This is a genomic window from Rhodovulum marinum (assembly GCF_004343075.1).
In the GTDB taxonomy this organism is placed as follows: domain Bacteria; phylum Pseudomonadota; class Alphaproteobacteria; order Rhodobacterales; family Rhodobacteraceae; genus Rhodovulum; species Rhodovulum marinum.
This window is the reverse complement of record NZ_SLXP01000003.1, coordinates 154,831-174,592: the sequence shown is the minus strand read 5'-3', so window position 1 is coordinate 174,592 and position 19,762 is coordinate 154,831. Positions and strand designations below refer to the sequence as shown.

15 protein-coding genes are annotated in these 19,762 nt (G+C 65.7%); 12 read left to right on the top strand and 3 right to left on the bottom strand.

The annotated features are described in order from the left end of the window. Positions 1-348: 348 nt before the first annotated feature. The 9 genes from EV662_RS06780 to EV662_RS06740 all read left to right on the top strand — a co-directional run bounded on the left by EV662_RS06780 (position 349) and on the right by EV662_RS06740 (position 12,714). The gene (locus EV662_RS06780; RefSeq protein ID WP_132461401.1) at positions 349-4,008 is read left to right on the top strand and encodes a vitamin B12-dependent ribonucleotide reductase; all 3,660 of its coding nucleotides are present in this window, start codon (positions 349-351) and stop codon (positions 4,006-4,008) included. Between the two features lie 634 nt (positions 4,009-4,642). Then, positions 4,643-5,278, top strand: coding sequence for an aspartate/glutamate racemase family protein (locus EV662_RS06775; protein WP_132461400.1), 636 nt, complete (start codon positions 4,643-4,645; stop codon positions 5,276-5,278). A gap of 232 nt (positions 5,279-5,510) precedes the next feature. Continuing rightward, on the top strand, positions 5,511-7,112 hold the full coding sequence (locus EV662_RS06770) for an ABC transporter substrate-binding protein (protein WP_132461399.1): 1,602 nt from the start codon (positions 5,511-5,513) through the stop codon (positions 7,110-7,112). Positions 7,113-7,184: 72 nt separating this feature from the next. Beyond that, positions 7,185-8,138 carry an ABC transporter permease gene (locus tag EV662_RS06765; RefSeq protein ID WP_132461398.1) on the top strand — a complete coding sequence of 318 codons (954 nt, stop codon included), beginning with the start codon at positions 7,185-7,187 and terminating at the stop codon, positions 8,136-8,138. 3 nt (positions 8,139-8,141) lie between these two features. After that, positions 8,142-9,038, top strand: a complete 897-nt coding sequence (locus tag EV662_RS06760) for an ABC transporter permease (RefSeq protein WP_132461397.1) — start codon at positions 8,142-8,144, stop codon at positions 9,036-9,038. Next, positions 9,025-10,074, top strand: coding sequence for an ABC transporter ATP-binding protein (locus EV662_RS06755; RefSeq protein ID WP_132461396.1), 1,050 nt, complete (start codon positions 9,025-9,027; stop codon positions 10,072-10,074). Before EV662_RS06760 ends, EV662_RS06755 begins: the two co-directional genes overlap by 14 nt. Continuing rightward, positions 10,071-11,048, top strand: a complete 978-nt coding sequence (locus tag EV662_RS06750) for an ABC transporter ATP-binding protein (protein ID WP_132461395.1) — start codon at positions 10,071-10,073, stop codon at positions 11,046-11,048. Before EV662_RS06755 ends, EV662_RS06750 begins: the two co-directional genes overlap by 4 nt. Positions 11,049-11,059: 11 nt before the next feature. Continuing rightward, positions 11,060-12,253, top strand: coding sequence for an amidase (locus EV662_RS06745; RefSeq protein ID WP_132461394.1), 1,194 nt, complete (start codon positions 11,060-11,062; stop codon positions 12,251-12,253). Further along, positions 12,250-12,714: a RidA family protein gene (locus EV662_RS06740; RefSeq protein WP_132461393.1), complete on the top strand. Its 465-nt coding sequence runs from the start codon at positions 12,250-12,252 to the stop codon at positions 12,712-12,714. The genes EV662_RS06745 and EV662_RS06740 overlap by 4 nt, the downstream gene beginning before the upstream one ends. Before the next feature lie 222 nt (positions 12,715-12,936). On the opposite strand, the gene ilvN is transcribed toward EV662_RS06740, so the two are convergent. From ilvN to EV662_RS06725, 3 genes are all read right to left on the bottom strand, one after another. Further along, entirely contained in the window at positions 12,937-13,500 is a 564-nt protein-coding gene (ilvN, locus tag EV662_RS06735; protein WP_132461392.1) for an acetolactate synthase small subunit, read from the bottom strand. 73 nt (positions 13,501-13,573) lie between these two features. Beyond that, on the bottom strand, positions 13,574-14,155 hold the full coding sequence (locus EV662_RS06730) for a hypothetical protein (protein ID WP_132461391.1): 582 nt from the start codon (positions 14,153-14,155) through the stop codon (positions 13,574-13,576). Further along, a complete protein-coding gene (locus tag EV662_RS06725) occupies positions 14,152-15,906 on the bottom strand; it encodes an acetolactate synthase 3 large subunit (protein ID WP_132461390.1) in 1,755 nt (584 codons plus the stop codon). Before EV662_RS06725 ends, EV662_RS06730 begins: the two co-directional genes overlap by 4 nt. 443 nt (positions 15,907-16,349) lie before the next feature. Here EV662_RS06725 and EV662_RS06720 point away from each other — a divergent pair, with 443 nt between their 5' ends. The 3 genes from EV662_RS06720 (at position 16,350) to EV662_RS06710 (ending at position 19,755) form a co-directional block, all read left to right on the top strand. Continuing rightward, positions 16,350-17,423, top strand: coding sequence for a TRAP transporter substrate-binding protein (locus EV662_RS06720; RefSeq protein WP_132461389.1), 1,074 nt, complete (start codon positions 16,350-16,352; stop codon positions 17,421-17,423). Positions 17,424-17,624: 201 nt separating this feature from the next. Then, positions 17,625-18,710 (top strand): TRAP transporter substrate-binding protein, encoded by a 1,086-nt coding sequence (locus EV662_RS06715; RefSeq protein ID WP_132461388.1) that lies wholly within the window; start codon positions 17,625-17,627, stop codon positions 18,708-18,710. 115 nt (positions 18,711-18,825) lie between these two features. Next, the gene (locus tag EV662_RS06710) at positions 18,826-19,755 is read left to right on the top strand and encodes a TRAP transporter small permease subunit (RefSeq protein ID WP_132461387.1); all 930 of its coding nucleotides are present in this window, start codon (positions 18,826-18,828) and stop codon (positions 19,753-19,755) included. Positions 19,756-19,762 lie beyond the last annotated feature (7 nt).

Below are 19,762 nucleotides of genomic sequence, written 5' to 3'. Positions count from 1 at the left end.
TTTCTGCCAATGCGCCCGCGCGGTGGCCCACGCAAGTGTTTACCCATGAATCACCCGTCCGTTACCCGGCAGCACGGTCAACCCCAAAAACTTGAGGATAAACTTAAAAATACCGTTGACCGATTGTGGTCATATACGTCAGCTTGTGTTGGCCGGGCGCGATAACACTACATCTAGTGGCAGCGCGGAGCGGAACAGACCGGAAAATGCAGCGCAGGCGCAGGACGCGGGCGCAAGCTGGCCGCAGGTGGCGGCCGGGTAGGGTGTGTTTGGTTCGGCGGCAAGGGTTTCGGGGCAGACCGCCAGGGTGGCGGAGGCGATCCCGACAGGACTGGATGGGGCAGAAACATGAAGATCGAACGCAGATTCACCACCGAAGAAACCGGCGCCTATGGCGCGATCGAGTTCACCACGACCACGTCGGAGATTCGCAATCCCGACGGCACCATCGTGTTCCGGCTGGACGAGGTCGAGGTGCCCGCGGGCTGGAGCCAGGTCGCAAGCGATGTCATCGCGCAGAAATACTTTCGCAAGGCCGGCGTGCCCGCGCGTTTGAAGAAGGTGCGCGAAAAGGACGTGCCGGAATTCCTGTGGCGCTCGGTCGCCGACGAAGCCGCGTTGGCCGATCTTCCCGAGGATAAGCGTTATGGCGGCGAAACGAAGGCTACGCAGGTGTTCGACCGGCTGGCCGGTGCGTGGGCCTACTGGGGCTGGAAGGGCGGCTACTTTACCTCGGAGTCCGATGCGCGCGCCTATTTCGACGAAATGCGCTACATGCTGGCCACGCAGATGGCCGCGCCGAACAGCCCGCAATGGTTCAACACGGGTCTGCACTGGGCCTATGGCATCGACGGTCCGGGGCAGGGGCATTTCTACGTCGATTACAAGACCGGTAAGCTGACCAAGTCGAAATCCTCTTACGAACACCCCCAGCCGCATGCCTGTTTCATCCAGTCCGTCGCCGATGACCTGGTGAACGAGGGCGGCATCATGGACCTGTGGGTGCGTGAGGCACGGCTGTTCAAATATGGCTCGGGCACCGGCACCAATTTCTCGGGGCTGCGCGCCGAGGGCGAAAAGCTGTCGGGTGGCGGCAAGTCGTCGGGCCTGATGGGCTTTCTGCGTATCGGCGACCGGGCGGCCGGCGCGATCAAGTCGGGCGGCACGACCCGGCGCGCGGCCAAGATGGTGATCTGCGACATGGATCACCCCGACATCGAGGAATTCATCAACTGGAAGGTGATCGAGGAACAGAAAGTCGCCAGCCTCGTCGCCGGGTCGAAGCAGCACGAACTGCATCTGAACGCGATTTTCGCCGCGATCCGCGCCTGGGATGGCAAGGAAACGGACGCCTATGATCCCAAGGTGAACGATGGGCTCAAATCCGCGATCCGCGCGGCGAAAAAGGCCCTGATCCCCGAGGCCTATGTCAAGCGCGTGCTGGACTACGCGCGGCAGGGCTATGGCTCGATCGAGTTCCCGACCTACGACACCGACTGGGACAGCGAAGCCTATGCCACGGTGTCCGGGCAGAACTCGAACAACTCGGTGCGCGTAACAGATGCCTTCCTGCGGGCGGTCAAGGAAGATGCCGATTGGGAACTGATCCGCCGCACCGATGGCAAGGTGGCCCGGACCGTCAAGGCGCGCGAACTGTGGGACCAGGTCGGCCACGCCGCGTGGTCCTGCGCCGATCCCGGCATCCAGTTCCACGACACGATCAATGCCTGGCACACGTGCCCGGCCGACGGCCAGATCCGCGCCTCGAACCCGTGTTCGGAATACATGTTCCTCGACGATACGGCCTGCAACCTGGCGTCGATGAACCTGTTGACGTTCCATCGTGACGGTGTCTTCCAGGCCGAGGATTACGTCCATGCCACGCGGCTCTGGACCCTGACGCTGGAAATCAGCGTGATGATGGCGCAATTTCCGTCCAAGGAAATCGCTCAACTTTCCTACGATTTCCGGACGCTGGGCCTTGGCTACGCAAATATCGGCGGACTCTTGATGAACATGGGCCTCGGCTATGACAGTGCCGAGGGCCGGGCGCTGTGCGGTGCGCTGACCGCCATTCTGACCGGCATCGCCTATGCCACCTCGGCGGAAATCGCGGGCGAACTCGGCGCCTTCCCGGGACACGCGCGCAACGCCGACAACATGTTGCGGGTGATCCGCAACCATCGCCGCGCAGCGCGGGCCGAACAGGACGGTTACGAGGGACTGGCGGTCAAGCCGGTCGCGCTTGACCACGCCCATTGTCCCGACCCGCGGTTGGTGGAACTGGCCATGGGCGCATGGGACGAGGCGCTGGCGCTGGGCGAAAAGCATGGCTACCGCAACGCGCAGGTGTCCGTGATCGCGCCCACAGGCACGATCGGGCTGGTGATGGATTGCGATACCACCGGCATCGAACCCGACTTCGCCCTGGTCAAGTTCAAGAAGCTGGCAGGCGGCGGTTACTTCAAGATCATCAACCGCTCGGTGCCGGCGGCGCTGGAAACGCTGGGCTATGGCCCCGCGCAGATCGAGGAAATCGTCGCCTATGCGGTCGGCCATGGCTCGTTGGGCAACTGCCCCGGCATCAACCACACCGCGCTGATCGGCCATGGCTTCGGGCAGGCGGAACTGGACAAGATCGAGGCGGCGCTGCCGTCGGCCTTCGACATCCGCTTCGTGTTCAACCAGTGGACCCTGGGCGAGGCGTTCTGCAAGGACGTGCTGGGCATTCCGGCGGCCAAGCTGAACGATCCCAGCTTTGACATGTTGCGGCACCTGGGCTTTTCCCGCGCAGAAATTGAGGCCGCGAACGACCATGTCTGCGGGACGATGACGCTGGAAGGGGCGCCGCATCTGGACCCGGCCCATTACCACGTCTTCGACTGCGCCAACCCCTGCGGCAAGAAAGGCAAACGCTTCCTCTCGGTCCAAAGCCACATCCACATGATGGCCGCGGCGCAAAGCTTCATCTCGGGCGCGATCTCGAAAACGATCAACATGCCCAATGACGCCACCATCGAGGACTGCCTGTCGGCCTATGAACTCTCGTGGTCGCTGGGGGTGAAGGCCAACGCGCTCTATCGCGACGGTTCGAAACTTTCGCAGCCGCTGGCCGCGTCCCTCGTCGAGGACGACGAGGAGGCCGAGGAAATCCTCGCCTCCGGCAGCCCGGCCGAAAAGGCGCAGGTGCTGGCCGAGAAGATCGTCGAAAAGGTCGTGGTCAAGGAAATCGTCCGCAGCCATCGCGAAAAGCTGCCCGAACGGCGCAAGGGGTACACGCAAAAGGCCATCGTCGGCGGTCACAAGGTCTATCTGCGCACCGGCGAGTACCAGGATGGCTCGCTGGGCGAGATCTTCATCGACATGCACAAGGAGGGCGCGGGCTTCCGGGCGATGATGAACAACTTCGCCATCGCCGTCTCTGTCGGCCTGCAATACGGCGTGCCGCTGGAAGAGTTCGTCGAGGCCTTCACCTTCACCCGGTTCGAACCGGCGGGGATGGTACAGGGCAATGACAGCATCAAGAACGCCACTTCGATCCTCGACTACATCTTCCGGGAATTGGCGGTCAGCTATCTGGACCGGACGGACCTGGCCCATGTGAAACCCACCGGTGCGGCTTTCGACGATCTTGGAAATGGCGATCAGGAGGGCAAGATCACCAACGTCTCGCCCGTATCGGAAAGTGCGGCCTCCAAGTCGCTCGAGGTGCTGAAACAGATCAGTTCGACCGGCTACCTTCGCAAGCGCCTGCCGCAGGAACTGGTGGTGCTGCAGGGCGGGATCGGTGCGACCGCGCTGGACACCGCCGCCGACCCGATGGCCGCGCTGCAGACCATGGTGCCCGAGGCCGGCATCGCGACCGCAACGGCGATGGATGCCCGCACCAAGGCCAAGATGCAGGGCTACGAGGGCGACCCCTGCGGTGAATGCGGCAACTACACGCTGGTCCGCAACGGCACCTGCATGAAATGCAATACCTGCGGCGCGACGAGCGGGTGTAGCTGAACAAGGGCAGGGGCCTTGCCCTTTGGAAAATACACTCCCAGGCCTGCCGAAAGCTTTCCGGCCTGGGGGATACCCCCAGCCGAGGCGAGGCGTATGTATCGCTTCGTCCGCCGACTTCCGCAGGCCAGTCCGCACCGTAAGGGCGCGTGGAAACCTGCGCGCACGACTATCATCTGCGGTGAAGGCGAAGTTCCAGATCGGCCGCCGGATGCCTCAAACCAGATCCAAGGCGGGTGCGCTCGCCTTTGACGTCGAGATGGCCCAGGCAAAGCCAAAGTGCATCGAGCGGTAAGCACAGAGCCTGATCGACGACCCTGGCCCCCTCTGCATCGGAGGGGGCCTTTCTTTTGCACAGGGGCGTCAACCGCGGCTGCGAAAGATGACCGCCGCATTTCGGTCTTTGGCCGTGTGCGGCTCCTGCGCCGGGTCGCCCTGTCCCGGTGGTGATGCCATCGCCCAATTTCCATTGGGAGCCGTTATGAAAAACCGGCATTCCTGCCGCGTTATTGGGGGGCGCCGCAGTCAGGGGGCGAACGCATCCAGTGGGAAGTTTCCATGCCCGCGGTGATGGACAAAGCCTTCCAGGTTATGGACGATCCCTTAACGCGAAGGTTCCGCCTCCGAAGGGATCTCCATGACGCCGGTCCTTCTGATGAACCCGAACACCAACATGGCCACGACGGCGGCCATGGTCCGTATCGCGGCGGATATCCTTCCGGGGATAACGGGTTGGACCGCGCCCCGAGGGCCGGAAATCATCGTGACCGAGGCGGCGCTTGACGCAGCGGCCCTTGTCGTTGCCGGCGCCGACCTTCCCGCCGTCCGGGGTGTCATCGTGTCGGCCTTCGGCGATCCGGGGCGGGACGCTCTTGCGCGCCGGCTGGCCTGCCCGGTGATCGGCATCGGTGAGGCCGCCGCGTGCGAGGCCCGACAGGCGGGACGTTTCGCCGTGGTTACGATCACAGCCGGGCTGCAGGGGCGGATCGACGCGCTGATGCAAGGCTGTGCCGAAAACGCCACCTACCTCGGCTGTTATCTGACCGAGGGCGATCCGATCGACCTGATGGCGGACCCTGACGCGCTGGACACGGCGCTTCTTGCGGCGTCGGAGCAAGCGGCAGCGGCAGGCGCCCGGACGGTGATCATCGGCGGTGGACCGTTGGGGGAAGCGGCTGACCGCCTGGAATCCTGCGCGCCCGTGCCCCTCGTTGCACCGATCCGCGCAGCAGCCCGCCAGATGCGAGACATCCTGGCGCAGGCATCGCCCTGAAGCCGTAACGGCGCACCTCTTGCGCGCCTCATTTTTCGGCGCTGTGGCATAGTGCCGCAATTTTTTTGCACGGAAGCGACGATTCCCGGGCCTTGCGCCCGGGGCTGACACGATTCCGGGCTTTCGTGGCTCGACCTTGGCTGGCCAACCTTTGCGACATGGGCGCGCCAATCGAGGCCGTACCGACAACAGGACCGCGCCTCGATGCGCGGCGCATTGCAGAGAGGTACACATGTCAAAACTCGGAAAGGGCTTCAGCGCCCTTGCCACCGCCGCTGCCGTTTTCTGCGGGACGCTGGCCCAGGCCCAGGGGACCCTGCGCGTCGGCATGACCGCCGCCGACATCCCCCTGACCACCGGCCAGACCGACCAGGGCGGCGAGGGCATGCGCTTCATGGGCTACACGGTCTACGATTCGCTGATCGAATGGGACCTGACCAGCGCCGACAAGCCCTCCGTGCTGATCCCGGGGCTGGCGACCGAATGGTCGGTGGGCGAGGACGAGCTGACCTGGACGTTCAAGCTGCGCGAGGGCGTGACCTTTCACGACGGCTCGCCGCTGACCGCCGAGGTCGTGGTCTGGAACCTCGACAAGCTGCTCGACGACACGTCCGAGCAATACGATTCGCGCCAGGCCGCGCAGGGCAAATCGCGTATCCCGGCGGTGGCCAGTTACGAGGCGGTGGACGATCTGACGCTCACCATCACCACCAAGGCCCCCGACGCCACGTTGCCCTACCAGTTGGCGTGGATCCTGATGTCCTCCAAGGCCAACTGGGAAGCTCTGGACAAGGACTGGGAAAAGGTCGCGCTGCAACCCTCGGGCACCGGCCCGTGGAAGCTGACCGAATTCGTCCCCCGCGAACGGGCCGTACTGGTGCCGAACACCGAGTACTGGGACGAAACTCGCATCCCGCAACTGGATGAACTGGTACTGATCCCGCTGCCCGAACCGAACGCGCGCTCGGCTGCGCTTATGTCGGGCCAGGTCGACTGGATCGAGGCGCCCGCGCCCGACACCATTCCGGCCATGGAAGGCAACGGCTTCGTCATCTCGTCGAACGCCTATCCGCACAACTGGACCTGGCACCTGTCGCGACTGGAGGGCTCGCCCTGGAACGACATCCGGGTGCGCAAGGCCGCGAACATGGCGATCGACCGCGAGTCGATGATGCCGCTGCTGGGCGGGCTGATGGTCCCGGCCAAGGGCTTCCTGCCGCCGTCCTCGCAATGGTTCGGCAACCCCGAGTTCGACCCCTCCTACGATCTCGACGCCGCCAGGGCGCTTATGCAGAAGGCCGGTTACGGTCCCGACAACCGCCTGGCCGTGAAGGCGCTGATCTCGCCCTCGGGCTCGGGCCAGATGCTGCCGCTGCCGATGAACGAGTTCATTCAGCAAAGCCTGGCCGAAATCTGGATCGATGTGGACTTCATGGTCGTCGAGTGGAACCAGATGATCAACCTGTGGCGCGCGGGCGCGGCCGATCCGGCCGTCGAGGGCGCGCAGTCGATCAACTTCACCTACTTCATCCAGGACCCGTTCACCGGCCTTATCCGGCATCTCGACTGCAACCTGATCGCGCCGAACGGCACCAACTGGGGCCATTACTGCGATGACGAGATGCAGGGGCTGTTCGACCAGATCAAGACGACCTTCGACCCCGAGGAACAGAACGCCGTGCTGCAGAAGACGCACGAGAAATACGTCAACGACGCGCTGTTCCTGTTCGTCACCCATGACGTGGCGCCGCGCGCGATGTCGCCCAAGGTCAAGGGCTTCGTCCAGGCGCAGAACTGGTACCAGAACTTCTCCTCCATCACGATGGACGAGTGACACCAGCCGCCCCCGCCCGGCCCCAAAGGGCGGGCGGGCGCCCCCTGATTTCCCCCTGAAAGCCCGACGCCCGTGCTGACCTATCTCGTCCGTCGTCTCATCCTCGTCCTGCCGGTGGCCTTCGGCGTTTCGGTGATCTGTTTCCTGCTGGTGCAGATCGCGCCCGGCGATCCGCTGACGGCCATCATGCCGGTCGACGCCACCGCCGAGGAACAGGCCGTCATGCGCGCGGCCTATGGCCTCGACAAGCCGTTGCCCGTGCAATACGCGATCTGGATCGGAAACCTGCTGCAGGGCGACATGGGCAAGTCCATTGCCACCGGACGCCCCGTCGCGTCCGAGGTGTTCGGCGCTGTGCAGAATTCCCTGTTGCTGGCCGTCAGCGCCGCGATCATCGCCTTTCCCATCGGCACCGCGCTGGGCTTTCTCGCGGGATATTTCCGCGACACCTGGGCCGACCGCGCGGTGACAGCGCTGTCGATCACGGGGGTGTCGGTGCCGAACTACTGGCTGGGCATCGTTCTGGTCATCATCTTCTCGGTGAACCTCGGCTGGCTGCCCTCGATGGGGGCGGGTCCTGGGGGGTCGCAAAGCTGGGCCTGGGACTGGGCGCATATGCGCCACCTGATCCTGCCCGCCGTCACGCTGGCCGTGGTGCCCATCGGCATTGTCGCGCACACCGTGCGGGCGCTGGCGGGCGACATCCTGACGATGGATTTCGTGCAGGCGCTTTACGCCAAGGGGATGAGCCGTTTCGACGTTCTTCGCCACGTCGCCCGCAACGCCGCCGCCACCGCGCTTTCGGTGATGGGGCTGCAACTGGGTTACCTGCTGGGCGGGTCGATCCTGATCGAGGCGGTGTTCAACTGGCCCGGCTCGGGTTTCCTCTTGTCGAACGCGATCTTCCAGCGCGACCTGCCGCTTTTGCAGGGCACGATCCTGGTGCTGGCGCTGTTCTTCGTGACCATGAACCTGATCGTCGACGTGGCGCAGGCCGCCATCGACCCCCGCATCCAGAGGACCTGAGCCATGGCCCAGACGGATTTCGCGGCGGATGCACCTGCGGGCCGCGCCCCGGTTGCCAAACCGCAGGGCTATTGGGCGGGTGTCGGCGCGCGGCTGGTGCGCGACCCGATCACCATGCTCTGCGCTGCGGTGCTGCTGATGCTCATCCTCGCCGCGATATTCGCGCCCTTCCTTGGTCTCGCCGATCCCTACAAGGGCTCGATGATCGCGCGGCTGAAACCACTGGGGACCGAGGGGCATATCCTCGGCACCGACGAACAGGGCCGCGACATGCTCGCGCGGCTGGTCCATGGCGGGCGGCTGACGCTGTTCATCGGGCTGATGCCGGTGGTTCTGGCTTTCTTCATCGGCTCGGCGCTGGGGATCGTCGCGGGCTATGTCGGCGGGCTGACCAACACCATCATCATGCGCACCGTCGACGTGTTCTTCGCCTTTCCTTCCGTGCTGCTGGCCATCGCGATTTCCGGCGCGCTGGGCGCGGGCATCGTGAATTCCCTGGTTTCGCTGACCATCGTGTTCATCCCGCCCATCACCCGCGTGGCCGAGGCGGTGACCTCGGGCGTGCGCGCGCTGGATTACATCGACGCGGCCCGCGCCACCGGGGCCAGTGCCTGGACGGTGATCCGCGTGCACGTCATCGGCAATGTCCTCTCGCCGATCTTCGTCTATGCGACCTCGCTGACCAGTGTCTGCATGATCCTCGCCGCGGGGCTGTCGTTCCTCGGCATCGGCGTGCGCCCGCCGGAACCGGAATGGGGGCTGATGCTGAACACGCTGCGCTCGGCGATCTACGTCGACCCGTGGCTTTCGGCGCTGCCCGGCGTGATGATCTTCGTCACCTCGCTCTGCCTGAACCTGCTGAGCGACGGTCTGAGGAGTGCGATGAATGTCCGCGACTGACGCCTACATCCCGCAGCCCGACACCGGCGGCCCGGCGCAGCCCCTGCTGATCGTGCGCGCGTTGCAAAAGCACTTTCCGGTGCGCGGCGGCCTGCTGGGCCGGACCCAGGCCCGGGTGCAGGCGGTGGACGGCGTGTCCTTCGAGGTCAGGAAAGGCGAGACGCTGGGAATCGTCGGCGAATCCGGCTGCGGCAAGTCCACCACTGCCAAGCTCCTGATCGGCCTGACGCCGAAGGACCGCGGCGAGATCATCTTCGATGGGGTGCCCCTCGGCCCCGACCTGCCGCTCAAGGACCTCCGCAAGGGCGTGCAGATGGTGTTCCAGGACAGCTACGCCACGCTGAACCCGCGCCTGACGATCCTCGCCTCGGTGGCCTTCGGCGCAAGGGTGCAGGGCCTGCCCGACCCCGACGGGCTGGCGCGCAAGATGATGGACCGCGTCGGCCTCGACCCCGACCGCTTCGCGCATCGCTACCCGCACGAACTCTCGGGCGGCCAGCGTCAGCGCGTGAACATCGCCCGCGCGCTCGCCATGTCGCCGCGCCTCGTGGTGCTGGACGAGGCGGTGTCGGCGCTGGACAAGTCGGTCGAGGCGCAGGTGCTGAACCTGTTGTCGGACCTGCGGGCGGAATTCGGGCTGACCTACATCTTCATAAGCCACGACCTGAACGTGGTGCGCTACATCTCGGACCGCATCCTGGTGATGTATCTGGGCGAAGTGGTCGAGGTCGCCCCCGTCGACAGCATCTGGGCCGAACAGGCGCACCCCTACACGCGGTCCCTCTTTTCCGCGATGCCGTCGATGGACCCCGACAACCGCACCAGCGAGCCGCCCCTTTCCGGCGATCCGCCCAACCCGATCAATCCGCCGCCCGGCTGCCGCTTTCACACCCGCTGCCGATTTGCCGCCGAGATCTGCAAGGCCAAGGCGCCGACCCTTGCCGGGTTGCCCGGGAACGCCGCACACATGGTCGCCTGCCACCTGCACGACCCGGCCTCGGGTCACCCAAAGGCAGGGCAGGGGGTGCCGGAATGACCCGGCTGCTGGACATAAGCGACCTCACGATCCGCTTTACCGGCAAGCGCACGGTCCACGCGATCAACAACGTCAGCCTGTCGATGGAACAGGGCGAAACACTCGCACTGCTGGGCGAAAGCGGCTCGGGCAAGTCGGTGACGCTCAAGGCGCTCCTGGGCCTCTTGCCGCCGAAACGCACGCAGATCGAGGGCCGCATCCACGTCAACGGCACCGACATCCGCGCCCTCAGGGGCAGGGCCCTGCAACGCTACCGCGGCGGCGAGGTGTCGATGGTGTTCCAGGAACCGGCGCTGGCGCTGGACCCGGTCTATACCGTCGGCCACCAAATCGCCGAGACGGTGATGCGCCACAAGGGTCTGTCCAAGGACGACGCCATGGCTGTCGCGCTCGACATGCTGGACCGGGTGCGCATCCCCTCGGCCAACCGCCGGCTGCACAACTACCCGCACGAGCTGTCGGGCGGCATGCGCCAGCGGGTGATGATCGCGCTGGCGCTCGCTTGCCGGCCGCGCCTTTTACTGGCCGACGAGCCGACCACGGCGCTGGACGCCACGGTGCAGATCCAGATCCTGCTGCTGTTGCGCGAGTTGCAGCGGGAATTCGGCATGGGCGTTATCTTCGTCACCCACGATATCGGCGTGGCGGTGGAAATCTCGGAACGCATCGCGGTGATGTATGCCGGCCAGATCGTCGAGGAAGGCACCACGCACCAGATCATCCGCGACGCGCGCCACCCCTACACCCAGGGGCTCCTGGCCGCCAACCTGCACGACGTGGACCGCGGCGCGCGGCTGAACGCCATCCCCGGCGCGCCGCCCGCACTCGAGGTTGCGCCAATGGCCTGTCCCTTCGCCCCGCGCTGCCCGAAGGCGATGGACGCTTGCCGCGAGGGCCTGCCGCCCTTCCTGTCTCTCGCCGACCGCCGCCGCGTGGCCTGCCTGCGGGCCGACGAGACCGTGCCCGCCGAATAGGAGCAGCCCCGATGCTGATCGAGACCGACCCCTACCGCTGTTTCATGCCCTATCCGCCCGTGCCTGTCGCAAACGCCGTGGACGGCCCGCTGGCCGGCCTGACGCTCGGGGTGAAGGACATATTCGACGTCGCCGGCTACCGCACCGGGTCGGGCTGCCCCTTGGCGCTGGCCATGAGCGGGGTAAAGGAACAGAACGCACCCGCCGTGCAGGCGCTGCTGGACGCGGGCGCGGCCTTCGTCGGCAAGACCAACACCGATGAACTCGCCTGGTCGATGTATGGCATGAACGCGCATTTCGGCACGCCGGTGAACCCCGCCGCGCCCGACCGCATCCCCGGCGGGTCGTCGTCGGGGTCTGCCGTCGCGGTGGCGGGTGGGCTTTGCGACATCGCACTCGGCACTGATACCGGCGGCTCGGTCCGCGCGCCCGCCAGCTTCTGCGGCATCTGGGGGATGCGGCCCACCCACGGGCGCATTTCGCTCGATGGCGTGCAGCCGCTGGCCCACAGCTACGATTCCTGCGGGATATTCGCCCGCGACGGCGAGACACTCCTGCGCGCGATGGCCGTGCTGCTCACCGACGACGCCCCCGTCGACGCGCCGCGCTACCTGAGTCCGGTCGAGATGCTGGGCGAACTGGACGCAGCCCCCCGCCGCGTGATCGAGGACGCCTTTGCCGGGATCGACGCCGCACCCTTGCAGGGCCTTTACCCCGGCGGGATCGACGCGGTCTACCAGACCTTCCTGACCACTATGGGGGCGGATGCGAAACGCGATGTGGTGCCCTTCATCCGGTCCTCGGGCATGCCGCTGGTGCGCGGCATCGACGGGCGCGCCGACGCGGCCGAGGCGCTGACCGGCGCAGAAATCGCCGAAGGTGAGGCCGCCCGCGCCGCCTTCCGCGCCCATGTCGATGCCTTGTTGGGACGTGATGGCGTGCTGCTGGCCCCGGTGACGCACGCGCCGCCCTTCCGGCTGGACGCGCCTGTCGAGGTGTTCGACGGCTACCGCCACCGGGCGATGCGGCTGCTCTGCGTCGCGGGGCTGGCGGGGCTGCCGCAGGTGGTGCTGCCCGCGGGCCGCGTGGATGGCGCGCCCTATGGCGTCTCGCTGATCGCACCGCGCGGGTCCGACCTGTCGCTGATCCGGCTCGCCATCGGAATTGCCGCCGATATGGCCGCCCGCCCGCCGGTAACGGCATGACCTGCCCGGTCGAGGCCCGCCTGCACGCGCTTGGGCTGGCGCTGCCGCCCTCGGCCCCTTCGCGCGCGCTGTTCCTACCCGGCAAGATCACCGGAAACCTGCTGTTCCTGTCCGGCCAGATCTGCGAGTGGGAGGGCGTGCCGCAGTATTTCGGCCCCGTGGGCGACGGGTTCGATCTGGCCAAGGGGCAGGCGGCCGCGCGCATGTGCGCGCTGAACCTGTTGTTCTGCATCAAGCAATTGACCGGGGCGCTCGACAGCGTGGCCGAGGTGGTGCGGCTGGGGGGCTTTGTCGCGGCGCCGCCGGGCTATGGTGACGGCCCATTGATCGTAAACGGCGCTTCGCAGCTGTTCATCGATCTTTACGGGAACGCGGGGCGCCATGTCCGCACGGCGGTCAATGTCGCGTCCTTGCCCGCCAACGCGCTGGTCGAGATCGATGCCGTCGTGGAGTTACGTTAGGCCCCGCGGGCCCTGGTCGCCGTAAGCGCGACGCGAGTTCCGGGCATGCACCACACTGACAGGTCGTGGCTGTTTTGCACAGCGTGACGTTTTCTCGGCGTACGGCGCCGGCCTGATCCGGGTCGAAAGCCGAGGGCACGCAATGAAATGCCCTGCCGAGGTCCGCCCGGCGGAGAAGGGTTTCCCGGGGTTGCCCGGGGCCTTCTCCATCCGGGAGCCGTTTCAGGTGCCGCGCGACAGCGCGGCAACCCCGGTGCGGGCCATCTCGATCAGGCCCAAGGGCCGCATCAGCTCGCCGAAGGCGTCCACCTTTTGCGGCGTGCCGGTGATCTCGAAGACAAAGCTTTCCAGCGTGGAATCCACCACGTTCGCCCGGAAGATATCGGCCAGACGCAGCGCCTCGACCCGCTTCTCGCCCGAGCTTTTTACCTTGAACAGCGCCAGTTCCCGCTCGACCGAGGGGCCCTCGACGGTCAGGTCGTGCACCTCGTGCACCGGTACGATCCGGCCAAGCTGCGCCTTGATCTGCTCGATCACGGCGGGCGTGCCGGTCGTGACGATGGTGATGCGGCTGGTGTGGCCCGTGTGATCCACCTCGGCCACGGTCAGGCTGTCGATGTTGTAGCCGCGCCCGGAGAAAAGCCCGATCACCCGGGCCAGGACGCCGGGTTCGTTGTCCACGATCACCGCCAGCGTATGCCGCTCCTCGATATCGGCATTCGGGTCGCGCAGGTCATAGGCCGAAAGCTTCGACGTGCCCTTCTGGATGTTGAGTGCTGCTGCCATGTCTGTTCCGTCGTGCTTGTCCCCGCTTGGGGCGTTGCGGTTGCGGGCGAAGTTACCACCCGGCGCGGTCCGCTCAGAACCGCATGTCGATCTCGGTATAGCCCGGGGTGGGCACCGGCGGCCCGCCCCAGATCAGCGATTGATAGCCTGTCTCGGACAGGATGACCGAATCCAGCAGGGCCAGTTCGGGCGCCCCGCCGGTCGGGCCGACGAAGGCGAAGGTCGCCACGATCCCCGGACGCCCGCGCAGGCCGTAGCTGTGGAAATGGACCGTCTCGGTGCCCATCGCCACCTGCGGACCGCGGCCCGGGAAATACATCCCGGCCGAACCCGCCAGCGCCAGGAACTCGCCCCGCGTCGTCGCGCCAAAGCGCAGGCCCGTTCCGACCGAGGGTGGCACGCCGGGCCCGCGAAAGCTTTCCATGTAGACGATCCGGCCGGCCGCGTCGGTCGTGACCGAAAGCTGGTTGCCGCCCGCCTGCTGCCAGCGCGTCGAGGTATAGCCGGGGTTCGCCGGTCCCACCGCGGCGGGGGGCCCAAGCGCGGCGAAGGCCGCCGCGCCCTGGCCGATGTCGAGCCCCGAGAAATCCTGCGCCGCCGCCGTCTGGGGCGCGGCCGCAAGCAGCGCCGGGACCAGCGCCAGCGTCCGGATCACACCAGCACCGCCCCGCCGGCCTTGATCGCGTCCTCGCCGGTGTCGTCGCCCAGCAGCATCTTGTTGTGCGGCTCGCCCGAGGGGATCATCGGATAGCAGTTCTCGTGCTTTTCCACGAGGCAGTCGAAGATCACCGGCCCGTCATAGGCCAGCATCTCCTGGATCGCGTCGTCCAGGTCGGCCGGGTCCTCGCACTTGATACCCTTGCACCCGAACGCCTCGGCCAGCTTGACGAAATCGGGCAGCGCCTCGGACCAGCTGTGCGAATAGCGGTTGCCATGCAACAGCGACTGCCATTGCCGCACCATGCCCAGACGTTCGTTGTTCAGGATGAACTGCTTGACGGGGGCGCGATACTGAACGGCGGTGCCCATCTCCTGCATGTTCATCAGCCAACTGCCTTCGCCCGCCACGTTGATGACCAGCGCCTCGGGATGCGCGATCTGCACGCCGATCGACGCGGGCAGGCCATAGCCCATGGTGCCAAGGCCCCCCGACGTCATCCAGCGGTTCGGCGCCTCGAAGCCCAGGAACTGCGCGGCCCACATCTGGTGCTGGCCGACCTCGGTGCAGATATAGCGATCGGTGCGGTGCTTGGTCAGCGCCTCCAGCCGTTCGAGCGCGTATTGCGGCTTGATGATCTTGTCCGAGTTCCGGTAGCGCAGGCAGTCCACCTTGCGCCACTCGGCAATCTGGGCCCACCAGCGCGTCAGCCCCTCCTTGTTCACCTTGCGCCCGCGCGATTTCCAGATGCGCAGCATGTCCTCTAGAACATGGGCCACGTCGCCCACGATGGGGAAATCGACGCGGATCGTCTTGTTGATCGACGAGGGGTCGATATCGACATGGGCCTTGCGGCTGTTCGGGCTGAAATCGGCGACGCGGCCCGTGATCCGGTCGTCGAACCGCGCCCCGATGTTGATCATCAGGTCGCAGTCGTGCATCGCGAGGTTGGCCTCGTAAAGCCCGTGCATCCCCAGCATGCCCAACCAGTTCTTGCCCGATGCCGGGTAGGCGCCCAGACCCATCAGCGTCGAGGTGACCGGAAAGCCCGTGGCATCCACCAGTTCGCGCAGCAGTTGCGTCGCCGCATCGCCCGAATTGATGACGCCGCCCCCGGTATAGAAGATCGGCCGTTCGGCGGTTTCCAGCGCCTCGACCAGGTGTGTGATCATCTCGAGATCGCCCTTGACCCGCGGGCTGTAGTGACCCTTGCCCGCCTGGCGCGCGCTTTGGTAGGTGCCCGTGGCAAACTGCACGTCCTTGGGAATGTCGATCAGCACCGGGCCGGGTCGGCCGGAAGTGGCGACGTGGAACGCCTGGTGGATCGTTTCCGACAGCTTGTCGGTCTCCTTCACCAACCAGTTATGCTTGGTGCAGGGGCGGGTGATGCCCACCGTGTCGGCCTCCTGGAAGGCATCGTTGCCGACCATGAAGGTGGGGACCTGGCCGGTCAGCACGACCAGCGGGATCGAATCCATCAGCGCGTCGGTGATGCCGGTGACCGCGTTCGTGGCCCCGGGCCCCGAGGTGACCAGCACGACGCCGGGTTTGCCGGTCGACCGCGCATAGCCTTCGGCCATGTGGACCGCACCCTGTTCGTGGCGCACCAGGATGTGCTGGATGTCGTTTTGTTGAAAGATCTCGTCATAGATCGGCAGAACCGCCCCGCCGGGATAGCCGAAGATCACCTCGACGCCCTGGTCCCTGAGGGCCTGAACCACCATTTTCGCGCCGGTCATCTGTGTCATCTGTCTCTCCGTGCTCTCCGTCGGCCGCGCATAAAAAAGCCCCCGGGTCTCGGGGGCGCATGGGAACTGATCTGGCTACCGTTACCGGCCCATGCGCCTTGGTCTTTCCACTACGAGACCGATCCTCATAACCCTGCGGCTCCTTCGTTTGCGAGCGGACGTTAGGGGCTGGGATTGGCGGGGTCAACCGCAAAAGCCTGCCGTTTTCATGCGCCAAGGGTCAAATTTCTTTGCAGATGTTGCCGTGATGCGGCATTTCGCGCACATCTTGAAAAGCGCCGGGGCGCCCCGGGTTGTGCGTGGCGCATGTTGGGCCTTCGGAAAGGTCAAGGCTGCAGGCCTCCCGTTTGGTCGGGGCAGGGGCTAGGGTCCCGTCCGGAAACGCCCTTTGCAAAGGCCGCGGCCGATCCGGCCGATCGGCGCGAAAGACAAGGATACCCCTAATGAACCGCAGATCCTTCCTCGCCACCTCGGCGCTGGGCGCCGCCGCTGCGCCCCTGGCGGCGCCTGCGCTTGCCCAGGGCAGGCGCAAGCTGACGATGGTGACCAGCTGGCCGCGCGGGATGGCCGGCGTTCACGATTCCGCCGTGTTCTCCGCCGAGGCCATCGGCGCGCTGACCGATGGCACCCTCGAGGTCGAGATCCGCTCGGCCGGCGAGCTGGTCGGCGCGTTCGAGGTGTTCGACGCGGTGTCCTCGGGCCAGGCCGACATGTATCACTCGGCCGATTATTACTTCGTCAACCAGCACCCGGCCTTCGCCTTCTTCGCGACGGTGCCGTTCGGCATGACCGCGCAGGAGCTGTCGATCTGGTATCACCACGGCGAGGGCGCTGCGCTGCATGACGAGCTTGGTCAGATCTTCGGGGTTAAATCCTTCCTTGCGGGCAATACCGGCGCGCAGTCGGGCGGGTGGTTCCGCCGCGAGATCACCGGCCCCGAGGATTTCCAGGGGCTCAAGTTCCGCATGCCCGGTCTGGGCGGCAAGGCGCTGGGCAAGCTGGGCGCCAGCGTTCAGAACATTCCAGGCGGCGAGGTCTACCAGGCGCTGTCTACCGGCGCGCTGGATGCGACCGAATGGGTCGGACCCTGGGCCGACGAAAAGGCCGGCTTCTACGAGGTGGCCAGGTTCTACTATACTGCGGGCTTCCACGAACCGGGCTCGGCGCTGACGCTCACGCTGAACCGCGATCTCTATGACAGCCTGACGCCGCAGCAGCAAAATGCCGTCGAGACCGCGGCGATCCTTGGCAACGAAAAGACCACGGCGCTGTTTCTGGGCGAAAACGCCGGCGCGCTGGAGCGTCTGCGCCAGTCGGGCGTAACCCTCAGCAGCTTTCCCGAAAGCGTTTGGGATGCCTTCGGCGAAGCGGCCCGCGCCACCCTGGAAGAGGCCCGCGACGGCGACCTCTACGACCGGGTGCTGGACAGCTACATCGCCTCGATGAAGCGCTCTTCGAGCTGGCTGCAGTCCTCCGAGGGCACCTATCGCGCCCAGCGCGACCGCGCATTGGGCTGATATCTCGGCCGAGCCGAGGCCAACCGGCCTCGGGCTCGGCCAGTTCACGCAAGGTTCTTGCGTCAGGCGCCTGCGAGGGACGCCATTTTTTGCTTTGGGGCTTGGTGTTCCTGTTTGACTGCGCCTCCGGGGTCGTTAAGTTGCCGGCACTCAAACGATCCGTCCGCCTTTCGGCGGGCCTTAATCTGGGAGGATAGCTGTATGGATCGTCGCTCTTTTCTGAGAACTTCCGCGCTTGGCGGTTCCGCTGCGGCCGCTTCGACGCTGGCCGCGCCCGCCTATGCGCAGGGCAAACGGACGCTGACACTTGTCACCACCTGGGGCCGCGGTCTGGCCGGCGTGCATGACGCGGCGCAATACTGCGCCGACGCGATCACCGCCATCACCGACGGCCAGTTGACCGTCGATCTCAAGGCCGCGGGCGAGCTCGTGGGCGCGTTCGAGGTGTTCGACGCGGTGTCGGCGGGCCAGGCCGACATGTATCACGGCGTGGACTATTACTTCCTCGGCCAGCACCCGGCGCTGTCCTTCTTCAGCCAGGTGCCGTTCGGCATGACGTTCCAGGAATACAACAACTGGTTCCTGCATGCCGGCGGTCGCGAACTGGGTGACGAGCTGTACTCGATCTTCGGCCTCAAGTGCTTCTCGGCGGGCAACACCGGCCCGCAATCGGGTGGCTGGTTCTCCCGTGAAATTAACAGCCCCGAGGACTTCCAGGGGCTCAAGTTCCGCATGCCGGGCCAAGGTGGCCAGGTGCTGGGCAAGCTGGGCGCCAGCGTGCAGAACCTGCCCGGTTCCGAAGTGTACCAGGCCTTGGCCTCGGGTGCGATCGACGGCACCGAATGGATCGGCCCCTGGGCCGACGAGAAGGCCGGCTTCCAGGAGATCACCAAGATCTACTATACCGCCGGGTTCCATGAGCCGGGGCCGAACCTGAACCTGACCGTGAACCTCGAGATGTTCGAGGGGCTGACTCCCGCGCAACAGGCCGCGATCGAACAGGCCGCGGGCGCCTGCAACGTCTGGTCGATGTCGCAATTCATGGCCAACAACTCGGCCGCCCTGCAGCGCCTGCAGGCCTCGGGCGTGCAGATCATGGACTTCCCCGACAGCGTCTGGGATGCCTTCGGCGCCGCCGCGCAAGAGGTCATCGCCGAGCCGATGGGCGACGAGATCTACAAGAAGTGCTATGACAGCTACATGGCGTCGCTGAAAAGCTCGGCCAGCTGGAACGGCCGCTCGCAGGGGATCTTCACCGCGCAGCGCGACCGGATCATGGGCCTCTGACCGGAATGTGACAGGCACGCGCCCCCGCCCAGGCGGGGGCGCGTTCTTAGGCGTCGCGCATCCGGCCCGCAGGGGATGGGCCAGATCCGCGACGCCTGAGCAAAAGGGGTAGACCATGGAAGAGAGCGCATCGCACGGCGTGCTCGGCGCGCTTTTCGATGGCGGGGTCTGGTTTTTCCAGAACCTCGTCATGGCCTTCTACAATTTCGGTTACGCGGTGACGCATCCGTCGTTGTGGCTGGACTGGTCCGACAAGCAGGCGATCATGCGTTTCGTCTATTACGGCGGGTCGGTTGAGTTCTTCTTCGTCGTGTTCACCGCCTTCCTGGTCCTGACCGGGCTGGGGCTTTGGCGGCGCGCGATCATGTGGGGCACGGTGCGCGTGCTGGAAGGCTTTGCCAACACGGTGGGGCGCTTCTTCGCCTGGGCCGGCCTGCTCATGGTGCTGCAACAGATTATGATCGTGTTCCTGCAGCGCGTCTTTCGCGTGGCCGAAATCCAGCTTGGCCCGCTTGGCTATGCCTTTGCCAAGGACCTGTCCTGGTGGGGCGAGGAACTCAAACTGTACAACGCGATGATCGTGTGTCTTTGCGCGACCTACACTTTCGTCCAGTCGGGTCATGTGCGCGTCGATCTGGTCTATTCGGCGGTTAGCCATCGCACCAAGCGCGCCATCGACATGTTCGGCGCGCTGTTCTTCATGATGCCGGCCGCCGTGCTGACCTGGTTGTATGCCTGGTTTTTCATGTGGCGCCACCTCATCACGCCCAAGCCGTCGGCCAGCGACACTCTGGACCGTCTCTTGATGAAGGCGCGCGCGGTGCGCTGGAACGTGGAAACCATCGGGTTCTCGCCCAACGGGTTCAACGGCTATTTCCTGTTCAAGGTGCTTCTGGTGGCGTTCACCGCAATGGTGTTCCTGCAGGCAATCGCGTTTTTCTACCGCTCCTACCTCGAATATGTCGAAGGCGAGGAGAGCGCCGGTAAGTACCTCGACCGGGACAGCCTGGGCGCCGGTGAAGAAGCCTATGAAGGCACGCATTAAAGGGGCA